Here is a 428-nt window from a genome sequence, read left to right as displayed (position 1 = left end):
TGTCCCACGACGGCACGAGCTTGGCGTGCACGGGATCCGCGATCGGCATGAACACGATGGGAAAGCTGCGCGACCGCAGCTGATTGCGCGCGGCGATCGAAACCGGGGTTGCCACCGTCACCATCAGATCCGGCTGCGCACCCGCAAGGCGGGTCAACATCTGCGGAATCAGAGCGGCGTCGAAATTGACGTTGGTCTCGTCGAACGTCACGTCGCGGCCTTCGGCGAAACCGCCTTCGGCAAGCCCCTTCTTGAAGCCGGCGATCGTCTCGTTGAGCGTCGGATGCGGGCCCCATCCGGCGATCGCAACCCGCCTGCTCTGCGCCGACGCACCCGACGTCACGACGCCGGCGATCGCCAGCGTCAACATGACACGCTTCCACATGACTTTCCCTCCGCCATTCCCTGTATTGCATATTGTGCAATAA

The 428-nt window shown here is 63.3% G+C and carries 1 protein-coding gene; it reads right to left on the bottom strand.

Annotation, left to right across the window (positions count from 1 at the left end; all coding sequences use genetic code 11):
- On the bottom strand, nucleotides 1–385 hold a 385-nt coding region (locus tag V6F78_RS22295), incomplete at its 3' end, for an ABC transporter substrate binding protein (RefSeq protein WP_332728359.1).
- Between the last annotated feature and the right edge of the window lie 43 nt (nucleotides 386–428).

The organism is Pseudomonas sp. ESBL9 (assembly GCF_036668715.1).
GTDB classification, from domain to species: domain Bacteria; phylum Pseudomonadota; class Gammaproteobacteria; order Pseudomonadales; family Pseudomonadaceae; genus Aquipseudomonas; species Aquipseudomonas lundensis.
The sequence above is the reverse complement of the archived record's forward strand: the minus strand, read 5'-3'. Positions and strand labels throughout refer to the sequence as shown.